10 protein-coding genes and 1 tRNA gene are annotated in these 10,942 nt (G+C 53.7%); 1 reads left to right on the top strand and 10 read right to left on the bottom strand.

The window, feature by feature from the left end:
* Positions 1-97: 97 nt before the first annotated feature.
* Positions 98-1,363 carry a hypothetical protein gene (locus P2081_RS15170; protein ID WP_278923703.1) on the bottom strand — a complete coding sequence of 422 codons (1,266 nt, stop codon included), beginning with the start codon at positions 1,361-1,363 and terminating at the stop codon, positions 98-100.
* Between the two features lie 149 nt (positions 1,364-1,512).
* Positions 1,513-2,022: a hypothetical protein gene (locus P2081_RS15165; protein WP_278923702.1), complete on the bottom strand. Its 510-nt coding sequence runs from the start codon at positions 2,020-2,022 to the stop codon at positions 1,513-1,515.
* 281 nt (positions 2,023-2,303) lie between these two features.
* Here P2081_RS15165 and P2081_RS15160 point away from each other — a divergent pair.
* A tRNA-Ser gene (locus P2081_RS15160) sits at positions 2,304-2,393 on the top strand.
* Positions 2,394-2,492: 99 nt separating this feature from the next.
* Here P2081_RS15160 and P2081_RS15155 read toward each other — a convergent pair.
* The 8 genes from P2081_RS15155 to P2081_RS15120 form a co-directional block, all read right to left on the bottom strand.
* Positions 2,493-3,530 carry a restriction endonuclease gene (locus tag P2081_RS15155; protein ID WP_278923701.1) on the bottom strand — a complete coding sequence of 346 codons (1,038 nt, stop codon included), beginning with the start codon at positions 3,528-3,530 and terminating at the stop codon, positions 2,493-2,495.
* Positions 3,520-6,492, bottom strand: a complete 2,973-nt coding sequence (locus P2081_RS15150; protein ID WP_278923700.1) for a class I SAM-dependent DNA methyltransferase — start codon at positions 6,490-6,492, stop codon at positions 3,520-3,522. The genes P2081_RS15155 and P2081_RS15150 overlap by 11 nt, the downstream gene beginning before the upstream one ends.
* A gap of 88 nt (positions 6,493-6,580) precedes the next feature.
* Positions 6,581-7,129: a hypothetical protein gene (locus tag P2081_RS15145; RefSeq protein ID WP_278923699.1), complete on the bottom strand. Its 549-nt coding sequence runs from the start codon at positions 7,127-7,129 to the stop codon at positions 6,581-6,583.
* A gap of 257 nt (positions 7,130-7,386) precedes the next feature.
* Entirely contained in the window at positions 7,387-7,866 is a 480-nt protein-coding gene (locus P2081_RS15140) for a helix-turn-helix domain-containing protein (RefSeq protein ID WP_278923698.1), read from the bottom strand.
* 114 nt (positions 7,867-7,980) lie between these two features.
* Positions 7,981-8,271, bottom strand: a complete 291-nt coding sequence (locus P2081_RS15135) for a winged helix domain-containing protein (protein WP_278923697.1) — start codon at positions 8,269-8,271, stop codon at positions 7,981-7,983.
* 97 nt (positions 8,272-8,368) lie between these two features.
* Positions 8,369-8,563: an AlpA family transcriptional regulator gene (locus P2081_RS15130; RefSeq protein ID WP_278923696.1), complete on the bottom strand. Its 195-nt coding sequence runs from the start codon at positions 8,561-8,563 to the stop codon at positions 8,369-8,371.
* Between the two features lie 91 nt (positions 8,564-8,654).
* A complete protein-coding gene (locus P2081_RS15125; RefSeq protein ID WP_278923695.1) occupies positions 8,655-9,518 on the bottom strand; it encodes a hypothetical protein in 864 nt (287 codons plus the stop codon).
* Positions 9,518-10,741: a tyrosine-type recombinase/integrase gene (locus tag P2081_RS15120; RefSeq protein WP_278923694.1), complete on the bottom strand. Its 1,224-nt coding sequence runs from the start codon at positions 10,739-10,741 to the stop codon at positions 9,518-9,520. Before P2081_RS15120 ends, P2081_RS15125 begins: the two co-directional genes overlap by 1 nt.
* Between the last annotated feature and the right edge of the window lie 201 nt (positions 10,742-10,942).

Here is a 10,942-nt window from a genome sequence, read left to right as displayed (position 1 = left end):
ATCCCATGTCTATCACTCCCAATCCCCCCAACGAAAACCGTCGGGGCAGTGTGTTCACATGGGTCAATTCTCAGTGACAATTTATCGGCATACCGGGTCAGTTCTCAGTGACAATCAACAGGTGATGTTCGGTTTCCCGGCCTGCCGCTTTTTGTGCGGCTCGGAGGTGGAATTCTGCCTTCTTCCTGAATAGGATGTGAAGCGACAGAAACCGCAGCCTGGCATTCATGTCTCTTACGACGCTTTCACAGAAGGACCGAACGTGCGGCGCCATCTCGCCTTTGCGCCGAGCTCCAGCTTTGAGCCAAGTGTCCGTATCAAGGATGCTTTTGACGGTTGAAGCATCCTCGCCATTGCGCTCCAGGAACGGAACAAGGTTTTCGATGTAACCTCGGGCAGTGCGAGGTGTGATAGCGCCGTCTTCCCGACCTCTATCGAGATCTCGAAGCTTTCGAACGACTGATACCAAGACATTTTTGTCGAAGACGGCTGCAATTGTATCAAGCTCAGCGAGTGAAACTGCCCCCGCCAATTCAGCGGTTGCAAGGACCTTCTTTACCGCGCTGATAAAGGGCTGAGTGGAAATCCCATTCGTGTATCGATTGTCAGTAATTGACCAGCGACCGCGTGATGCCAACTCGACCCAAGTGTTTAGTTCATGCAGCAGGCGTTCAGGTATTTCGACAGCGTTAGCGCGCGCTGGCTTTTCAAAGCAGATGGGCTGAACAGGTAGAAGCCCCTGCACGCGTGGATCCTTGCTGCTCCGAACTTTGTCGAGGAGCTCAAATGCTTTTTCCACAGACTCCTTTGCCCCTGAGGTGGGAACGGAGTTGTAAAGATGAAGCGCGAGCTCCGGGTTAATCTCACTGGCCTCCAAATTCTGCTTTCTGGCAGTATCTGCGCAACTTTGAACGCTTATGAGCTGCTTCTGATTGGATATCAGCGCAGGCTTTAAGCCTGAGGTGTAAATTTCTTCGAGCACGTGCTGCAATGAAGACCAGCTATCCTGCCGAGACCTGCGCGCCCGATGTTCGGCGATCAGGCCAGTCGCGCCGTTGATGGCAGCAGAAACGTTTCTTTTCCATCGTTTGGCAGCGGAGAACGTCTTACCCCAGGAGCTATCGTATTTCCTGTTCGGGAACTCTCTTTGGAAATACATAGAGCAGGCTGGGATCCGGTCTGCACTGCGATTTAGGAGCCATACTTCTTTCCTCACTGCCTGGGAGTAGGTGCGACGGACTGTCTGGGCGAGGTCACAGTCATCGCTGTCGAGCCAGTTCAGCACATCCTCCATGTTTTCTGCTTTGGATGCTGCCTTTGCCGCATCGCTGTGGGAGATAAATTCGAAAGGATTATATGTCATAGGTGTCATGTCCTCATTTGGCCCTTCATCGTTCAGATTGGCCGTTCTTCGTTGGGACGAAGCGGAAATTGACAAACACTGCTCAATAAACGCCGCAACAATGTTGCCGGGTGGTTGTCATGTTTTCCGTTGTTCGTCGGGGGTGTCATTTAACCGTTCCTGGTGGCCGCAGATCGTGCTTCGGCGAACGGATTGTAGGTATTGGACGGAGGTTCTTGAGTTCGGTTGGCCAAGGGTTTTGGTGTGCGCCGTGCTGCCGTCGAAGCGACCCGATAGTTGGGGACTGGCAAACCCGCCTGCCAAGCGCGCAGCTGGGCTGTTCGCCAGAGTATCGGTTTTTTTCGCAGCGGGATCGGGTCTGGGAAACTCGGATCAGGCTTTGAAACGCCACGCCGCCTTCCAGATCGTATAGTCTCTCCGAGCGCCTCAGCCACATCGCCTGCAGTACTATGCGGAAGCTTTAATTCTTCCCATCTGTAGCTTGGCGGTGGAGCCAGGCCCTCAATTGCCCAAACGGAATACCAGGGAAATTTGCCATTGATACGCCGTAGGCCGAGCGCCAGTGCAAGTTCACGAGCGGCTCTAACCGATGGCATTCTCCAATATTCGGCCAGCTCTTTTGTGGTTACTGAACCTGGGTCGTCCTTGACTTTTTTCATGACCAAACCTCCTTACAAAAAGGAGATCGGTTCGAGTGGGCGTTGACGGAAACGCTTTTTGTTCGTTGGCTCTCGTGCTTGGCAATTGCCATCGCAAAATTGACTTGACGCAGTTCAGCGCGCTTTCTCTGTAAGGGAAATTGACCAAATGTTTCCCAAACCCAGTGCCATTCAGTGCCTCTGAGTGCCATTTTGAGGGGTTTGTTGCCCAAATGAAAAAATTTCAAAAACGGGAACTTTCGCCTTGTAACCCCTATGTTTAGTTGGCTATACGCATCAACGGAGACGTGGCCGAGTGGTCGAAGGCGCTCCCCTGCTAAGGGAGTAGGCCCGGAAGGGTCTCGAGGGTTCGAATCCCTTCGTCTCCGCCAGAAATCCTGAATTTTGTACATTATATCATATGTTTAGGGCTTCTCGGCATTTGGCCGTCCCCCAATTTGCCCGCCATTTCGATTTGGCATGATTGTCTATTAGTCTTGGGGTAGGTCCGGGACAAATATCTGTTTGAGCGGTATCATAGAGCGATAACGCGGGGCGAGTTGGGCGTAATGCTCGAAAATCAGCTCTACAAATTGTTCGCCGTTGATAAGCCTCAACTTGGCGCGGTTGCGCTCCAGCTCGACTGCACCGCGCGCATATGACCCCAGATTGACGAACAGACCGTATTCGCCGTCCCCGAGTGTCCCTAGCAGTTGGTCAACGTCTGGGCGGGGCGTTTGCCCGGTGGTTCGCTTGCATTGCACTTTGACGATAGGGGGTTGGAACCCAAGCGGGTCCATATGGGCGATAACATCAACGCCACCATCGCCGCTCTTTTGGGTGACGCGGGCGGTGTAGCCCATGCACTCCATCAAATGCGCCATGAAGTCCTCGAATTGGTGACCTGTGAGCTGCGTCATGAGCCGCTTTATGACAAAGTCGCTGGTGTTGGCCTCTGCCTGTACTGAGGCGGCAACGGTCGCTGTGTCGTCGTCTGTGGCGTCCTCTGCTGTGTCTGGGTCTACACTGTCGCGAGGCGCAGGCGCTGTGACGGTCGGGTCAACCTTGCTGAGAAATTCGAGTGCGTGGCGTTTGACCCGAAACATGGTGAGAAATGAGCCAATCTCGTTTAGCGAGCTTTGGCTAAATTCATCGCGGGGGAAGTGGCCCAGCCAGTCTACAAGCTGGCGTGTCGGGTATTCGTCCGGGTCGTTTGCGTGGTGTTGGACGTTCCCTTTGAAGCGGCCAATGTTGACCATCCGGTCTGCCTTGGACGGATAGACCACATAGTCACCCGCTTTGATTTCATGTAAAAACTTGAACATGGTCCCTGCGTCAACGGGTATCGCGCCTTTCTTTTTGTCTGGATAGGCGAGGGCCAGTGCTTCTTTGAAGGCGTCACGGCTAGGGGCGATTTTGGTCAAGTCCCCCATTTCGGGCCAGCCGATGGCGACATAGCCGCCTTCAATGGGGCGGTCGGCAACGTGACTGCCCATATGGACGCCCCAGACGATTGGGTCATTTGACATTTTTGGCACCTTTCGCGCTGGGCTTTTTGGTCTTTGGTTTTGCCTTGGGCTTTGGTTTCGCTTTTGCGGCGGCTTTGGCCTCTGCTTTTGCACGCTCTTGGTTGAGCTGGAACAGGCGGGACAGGATTTCATCCTCGGACAGCTTCCCATCGCGCCAGTCATAGCCCCAGCCGTAGGCCTCTGCCACGGCTTCGTCCAAGGTCTTGTGCGCATTGTCTAGCCATGCAGGGCGGGTGTTGTAGAGGTTGGTGAGGGTGCGTTTTTTCAGCTCTGTGGCGGCGGCGTCATCTTTGGGCAGGATGCGGTCGGGATAGCCTGCGACCACTTCGGGGACGCGGGTGACAAGGTCGGCGGGGTTGAGCCAGTTTTCGCGCAACTCATTTAGCCGCGCGGCGGCGGTGCCGATTTTGACCGCGCGCGGGTCGGCTGCATAATCGGCGGCGGGGATGTTGGGGGTGAGGCCTTCGGGGAAGGGGAAGGTCTCGAATGTGGTTGAGGGGGTGTAGCGGGGGTCATTTCCGACGCCAAGACGATTGCCAAATCGTAGCGACCAAACACGATGAATACGGCTAGAAAGAATGCCAAAGCTCGTGTCATTCTCTAACGCAATAACCACACAGGTGCTGTCACAAAGTGACTGAGGGCTGTTCCATACAAAGAAGCCGTGCTTGGAAGTTAGGCTGGTTATAAGGTGCCGGTTTAGCGTAAGTGCATTTGATCGCATCTTTGGCATTACTTCGCCAAATAGCCACCAATTACGACGGCGAATTTCGCGGTTGTTGTTTAACCTATCAGGCAAGACATACTTTTGGACGTGTTGGTAAGGTCCATCGAAGAACATGGCCGCATCGTTTGCGAACCCGAAGAAATCGACAATCCATCTGCTTCGGTCCCGCCCAGTAATGTCGCGACCAGACAATAGTTTTTTCAGAACGCTCTTGTTGTAACTTCCATCCGGGTTGGCGGGTCGAAGTAACCAATCCTCCGCCGTTGGTTGCTCTACGTCGAACGGGCCATTTTTTTGAATTCCAATAAATGATTTGTTCGAATTTTGAGCCAACTTGAGGGGATCAAGTAGAATAGTGTCGCTTAGCAACCCTGTTAAGTCCGCTTGTACGCTAGCGACAGCTTTTCCATTCAGCCGAATAAGCGACATTTTAGAACTGGAAAAACATACAAGAGAAACACGAACCGCCGCACCATCAACCGTCCATTCTTCGTCTTCCCAAGCTTCAAAAATATTGCCGCTCTTAGCGATTGGCTGAACGACTTCGCGGTTCGTCTGACCACGTATTGAGTTTGTTGATACAAGTCCGGCTCGTTCAAGACTTCCGGCTTGCATTTGTTTCCATGCGATTACGAACCAATATGCCACCAAGTCCACGCTGCTAGATACTTCTGCGTATGCGGACCTCAGCGAGGAGGTATAGGCTTCACCTAGTTCCCTATTCATTTTTTTGTTGCCCAAGAACGGTGGGTTACCAATGACAACATCCGCTTTTGGCCACTTTGCGCGCGTCCCGTCTGAATCCAGTACGGCGTCCCTGTTCTCAATGGTGTTCAGCGTCCGCAAAATCGGGTTCTTGGCCGCTTCAAACCCGTTGCGCCGCATCCATTGGATTTCACCAATCCAGACAGAGACCCGTGCCAGTTCCGCCGCATAGGAAGACAGCTCAATCCCCAACACCACCTCTGGCCCCAGTTGGGGAAAGCCGCGCGGCAGGCCCTGCGCCTCTGCCTCCAGATTGACGCGGTGTTCGATGTTCTTCAGCTCAAGCAGCGCGATATAGAGGAAGTTGCCTGACCCGCAGGCAGGGTCCAGTGCGCGAAACGCTTTGAGCCGTTCAATAAAGCCAAGGTGCAGCTTCTCTGCCTTGTCCTGCGCACGGGTCGCGGCGGATTTCTCTTTGGTGCTGAGCAGCTTTGTCTTTGTCGCCTTGGGCGCTTTGTCCAGTTGCACCTCAATCTGCGCTTTGACCTCTGCCCATTCCGCCAACAGCGGCTCGACAATGACCGGGTTGACGATTTGCATGATTTTGTCGCGGTCGGTGTAATGCGCGCCCAGTTGGCTGCGCTTGGCAGGGTCCAAGCCGCGCTCGAACAGCGTTCCAAAGATAGAGGGGTCAATATCGGACCAATCCAGCGTGGCGGCGCGAATGAGGTCGTCCAAGTCCTCCCACTCCAGCGGCAACACATCGTCACTGTCAAACAAGCCGCCGTTGAACCATTCGACCGTTTCAAACCCAACCAAGCCGCCCTTTTTCATCGCGCCAAACAGCGCTTTGGCATGGGTCGCGAATGTCTCAGGCTTGGGACGGGCGGTTTTAATCATCCGCTCGAACATCTTGTTCGGCAACAGCTCAACATCCTCGGCGAACATGCAAAACACCAGACGGTTGACGAAATGCGCCACCTCTTGCGGGTCGTGACCGCGTTCGCGTAGCCGTTGGGCCATGTTGGCAAAGTTCTGTGCGGCCTGTTCGGTGACCAGTTGGCGGGTCTTGGTCGGTTTGAGCTTTTCAGGATCAAGGAAGGCATTGCGCAACAAGTCGCGGTTTGCAGCGTCTGTGAGGTCGTCCAGCGGGATGGTGTGGACCTTCTGAACGGTATTGGTCCAGTTGGTGTGGATGCGGATAACCTCCATATCCGACACAATGAGAAGCGGCGGGTTTTCCAGCGCGATTGAGTATTGCAACAGTTGGTCGAAAGCCTTGTCCAGATTGGCGCGCTTGCCCTTATATTCCCAAGCAAAGCAATCCTTGCGCCATACATCCGCCCAACCATCGCCGCCGCTGGTCTTTGATGCGCCTTTCTCGAACGTGAACCATTCTCCTTTACCGTCCGCAGTTGTTGGGTCATCAATGTCCAACAATTTGCAAAGGTCGTTGAAATGGGACTGAGAGGCAGAACGCTCTTTGAGTTCGTTGGCGTGCCACTTTTTAATAAATGCTTGGGGCGTCATAATAATTCCTAGGCGTACCAGTTTCCAGCAATAGAGGCGGTTGATTGGGCAAGGTCAACTGTCGGTCGTGCTAGTATTCCTGATTTAATTATTCACCGAAATACATTTCGCGTTCTCCTAAGCTGAGAAGATGAGCATATTTTGCTATGAAAAGTTGGTTTGCATTGTCTTCGCAGCACTCAATCTCAAACCGTTTTCGCTGGTAGGTCCGTTGCCACATGCCTTTGGGCTTGGGCGCTATCCAATGGGCTGTACCTGGTTCGCCGCCCAGCGCCATGCGCAGCTTGTTGGCCCGCCGCAACATGCGGTCGTAGCGGGGTTCTGACTGACTGGTATACGCGATGCTGTAGCAATGTCGGCAGAGGAAGTAGCGCCCGCCTGAAAACAGCTTGCCCATGCGCCGCCCGCAGTGCTGCCCGTTGACGACACCGGGACAAAGGAAAAAGGGTCTCTGTCCGCCAAAATTGCAATCCACATAGCTGATTTTGACAGGCTGGGTTACCGGCTCCCATTCACCGCCATGCAGGCGGACGCGGTAGTCCAAGACAATACGCCCCTGCTCCGCCCGCATTCCAATCTTCGACAGCACCTCGCCATTGCGGGACCACTGCCAGTTGCCGCGCCAGCCCTCTGACAAGCAACCCTCTTGGTGCATCTTGTTTACATCCAATGAGCGGCAGCTTTCGGCTTTTTGCTTGTAGCCAGTTCGCCCAGATCCATATCCACCCATTAGAGCGTCCTCCATTTTTTTCCGAAATCAATAGGCAACTGCAACAGTCGACAGGGTCGCGGCCCTGAAACCACCTTAGATTTTTGCCTTCGATTCATGGGGAGTTCCTTCCATGAGAGTGGTTAGTATTAGTGTCCCACCTCAGCACCCTGCACTTCCACGCTTCAGGCTTTGACGGGTTCTGTGGTGGACCCGGAAACGGGCCTTGGGTTTCCCATTGGTCCCGTCGAGTTTGGCGACGGGTTCTCTGTCGGACCGTCTTTTGTTTTTGGCTGCCAGAACCGCCAATCATTTGTGGCAACCCTCAACCCTTTTGCGGTCTGCATCCGCTTTGTTGTAAGCCGCCATTCATGCGCGCGCCGATTGTACCAGTTGCCGGGGGTTTGCAGCGCGATAAAGCCCTTTTCTTCGAGTTCGACAAAGGCGCGTTGGGCGGTGCCTTTTGATATACCCAGCGCCTTTACCGCCTCATTCATGGATAGACGCACATTGCCATTGTTGCTGCCGTTGAACCGAGTGTGAAGCTCAAGCAGGACTTTGACAGCGGCCCCAGAAAGGGACCGCCATGCTTTAGATTTGAGTTGCGCATAAGGCAGTGTTAAATACTGTCCCTCTGAATCTCGACGCTTGCCTTTAGACGCCATCAGCGGCTTCCTCCACGCAGTTCGCTATTAGTGCGGAGCCAATGGCCAGGGGGCCGTGCTTGACCTTCAGGCGGCGCTCAAATGGGCTAGCCGGGGCTTTTGCAGGGCAAACAGTCATTGCTTGCCGCCCCCCTGGCTGTGACCCAAGATGACCGAACTGTGCATGCGGTATCTGGCATGATAGCCAGGATATGCGCCGCCATGCGGCTCCCTTTCTGTGTCGATGACAAAGCCCATGCCTCGCAACACATGGATATGAGCGGCGAGACGGATTGCGGGGTTTTCAAGCGAGGAAATGCCCCGCCCTTTAGCCTGCGTCAAGTGGTGTAATGTTTGACCAATGCGGCCCGACAGAGTGAACACGCGGGGGCATTCGCCGCCCAATAGGGTGACGTTGATTTTCATATATGCCTCATTGATTGGAGAGGCGCGAAGCGATAGGGTTTACGTGACCAGACTACCCAGCACCCGCGCCAGTTTTTAGAACTGCGTGGGTGTTGCTTTACCCAACCAGCGGCTTGGTAGTCGGTCTATTTGACAACCAATCTGAGATGGCAGTTTCAGGCCATGCAACGGCGCGCTTGCCAATACGGACTGGGCGAGGAAAGTCGCCCTTGTCCATCATGTCGTAAATACTGCTTCTACTCAGGCCTGTTGCGGCCTCAACGGCGGGTCGTCTTAGGTGCGGTTCTGCCATCTTGGTTCCCTTTGGTTTGTTTCAGACATAACAGGAACCTAGTCTAAGATTGACACGGCAATAAAGCTGGGCATCTGGGCATCATGTGGGCCTAGCTAGTTTGCCCACCCTTTGACCAATCATCATAAACCCCCTTGATCTTCAGGGTACGGACGATGTGTCGCCTAGAGTAACCGACTTTTCGCTCGACTTCCGACCAGGTCGCATCTCCCTTTCCATCAGGAAAGGCTTCACGAATAAACATATAGACAGTTTCAGAGTTTGACTCAGAAGCTACGAATTGGTTCGGTGCGTCTTCAAGATCCAGATGACCGAACCCCATTTCTTCCAACACGTCTAAATTAGTTTCGGGCAACTCATCTGGGTTCCAACAAATCGCCCACCCCTTGAAAGGGATCAGGTATTTTTCGACTAGTCTCTCGACTTCGTAGTCACTGTCATTGTGGTGAGCAGCGTATTTGTAGAGGAGCTTAGTATTGTTCTTGAACGCCACAGTGCCTGTCTCGAAGTCAAGCCCGATGAACCTTGCGTTTACATCACTGACAGAGAACTTCCCTAGACGGAACTGTTGGAAATACCCATGAAATTCACCTTCGGAGAATTTGGGCCAAGGCCAGCGAAACCAATCCATTCTATCTGCGTGGAGCGTCATGAGCGAGCTTGCACGCATTGTTAGTCCCGCCGGAGAACATGCCAAGGTATTGTAGCGTTCAAGGAAGTTGGCAATCAGCCAAGTTGACAATAGGCCGTGTACAAACGAGGCCTCGCCATTACCATAGCAAAAACCCTCAGCAACGAGGGCCTGGAAAAGAGAGTGCTTCACTGAAGGGGCCGAGATATTTTCGATGTTTGTTTTCTGAACATTGGGAAGACCAGCTAACAGGATTCCGGTTGCCCAATCCTCTGAATCCTCCCGAAGGGTGATCCAGCTATAATGGTTCTCAGGTGCAAACATTATTTCAGATTTATGACATTTTCTGCTGGCAGATCTCGAATGTGCTGTGCCCAACGTTCCATCAATTTCCTGCGTTTGTCAAAAAAATCTGACCGCGCATAGGCCGCTTCAGCCTTGTCCTTGACCGTGTGTGCCAATGCTGCCTCTGACACATCGCGTGGGGTATTGGTGCGTTCCTGCGACCACGTCTTGAATGAGGTACGAAACCCATGCACGTCCACATCATAACCAAGCGTCTTGACTAGCTTTGACAGGGTCATGTCAGACAATGGCTTGCCCTGCTTGGTGCCGGGGAAAACCAATCCCTCGCCAGCGCCCAGCTTTTTGGCCTCTGACAGCACCTCCAACGTGCGCGCGGACAAGGGGACGCGATGCTCTTTCTTTGCCTTCATGCGCAGCGCTGGGCGGGTCCAGACAGCGCTTTCCAAATCAAACTCCGACCATTCGGCCAATCGCACCTCGCCAGACCGCGAAGCAGTCAAGATAAGCAGCTCCAATGCAAGCTTGGTGGCAACCCCTGCGTTGGAGCCCTTGAGGCATACGAGAAATTCGGCAACCTCGTTATATGGTAACGCCTTGCGGTGCACCTGGGTTTTCTCCTGTTTGGGAAGCGCCGATGAAATCGTATCTGCTGGGTTATCCTGTCTCCACCCATTGGCGACCGCCCACTTCATCACAGTGCCGATACGCTGGCGCACCCGCCGCGCGGTTTCGGGCTTTTCCAGCCAGATCGGTTGCAACACTGCCAGCACGTCCGCTGTGGTGACTTCAGAAACCTTCAGTTTGCCGATGCGGGGGAATGTGTAGGTTTCGAGCGTGGAAATGAATTGCGCCGCATGTTTCTTGTTGCGCCAAGTCGGTTCGTGGATTTTGTGAACCTTTCGCGCGGCCTCTTCAAACGTTAGCAAGGCCTCAGCAGTACGTTTAGCCTGCAATGGGTCACCACCAGCCCGCGCCAGTTTGCGGTTCTCCAGCGCGCTTTCCCGCGCCTCTGCAAGACTGACAAGAGACGCAGCCCCCAAGCCTATCTCAGTCCGCTTGCCGCGAATGACAATACGCTGCACCCAGCGCCGCGCGCCTGATGTGTCCACCTTTAGGAAAAGTCCATGCCCATCAAAATACTTGCCGGGTTTAGATGCCGTGCGAACAAACGCTGCCGAAAGCGCTTTCTCTTTTCGCTTGCTTGGAGCGCTCTCGCCAATGGTGTTTTCGCCGTCCGCCATTCCGTCCCCCATAAATGATAGGAATATGGGGGACGCCACTGGAACATTCAAGAACAACTGGTTAGGTAAGTATCTGTTTTATGGTGCTTTATGGAACATGTTGGAATGTCACAAGGCGGACTTCGTCTCCGCCATCATACCTTGTTGTTGGCAGTGAATTGGTCGCCTCTGGCGGCCTTTTTCGTTTTTAATCATCCGCTT

Origin of the sequence: Pseudophaeobacter profundi (assembly GCF_029697505.1) — a bacterium.
GTDB lineage: Bacteria > Pseudomonadota > Alphaproteobacteria > Rhodobacterales > Rhodobacteraceae > Pseudophaeobacter > Pseudophaeobacter profundi.
The sequence above is the reverse complement of the archived record's forward strand: the minus strand, read 5'-3'. Positions and strand labels throughout refer to the sequence as shown.

Coding starts and splice junctions, on each gene's coding strand:
- P2081_RS15155 (WP_278923701.1), bottom strand. CDS start 3,530: ATGTCAAATGACCCAATCGTCTGGGGCGTCCATATGGGCAGTCACGTT.
- P2081_RS15150 (WP_278923700.1), bottom strand. CDS start 6,492: ATGACGCCCCAAGCATTTATTAAAAAGTGGCACGCCAACGAACTCAAA.
- P2081_RS15135 (WP_278923697.1), bottom strand. CDS start 8,271: ATGAAAATCAACGTCACCCTATTGGGCGGCGAATGCCCCCGCGTGTTC.
- P2081_RS15120 (WP_278923694.1), bottom strand. CDS start 10,741: ATGGCGGACGGCGAAAACACCATTGGCGAGAGCGCTCCAAGCAAGCGA.
- P2081_RS15140 (WP_278923698.1), bottom strand. CDS start 7,866: ATGGCGTCTAAAGGCAAGCGTCGAGATTCAGAGGGACAGTATTTAACA.
- P2081_RS15170 (WP_278923703.1), bottom strand. CDS start 1,363: ATGACATATAATCCTTTCGAATTTATCTCCCACAGCGATGCGGCAAAG.
- P2081_RS15165 (WP_278923702.1), bottom strand. CDS start 2,022: ATGAAAAAAGTCAAGGACGACCCAGGTTCAGTAACCACAAAAGAGCTG.
- P2081_RS15125 (WP_278923695.1), bottom strand. CDS start 9,518: ATGTTTGCACCTGAGAACCATTATAGCTGGATCACCCTTCGGGAGGAT.
- P2081_RS15130 (WP_278923696.1), bottom strand. CDS start 8,563: ATGGCAGAACCGCACCTAAGACGACCCGCCGTTGAGGCCGCAACAGGC.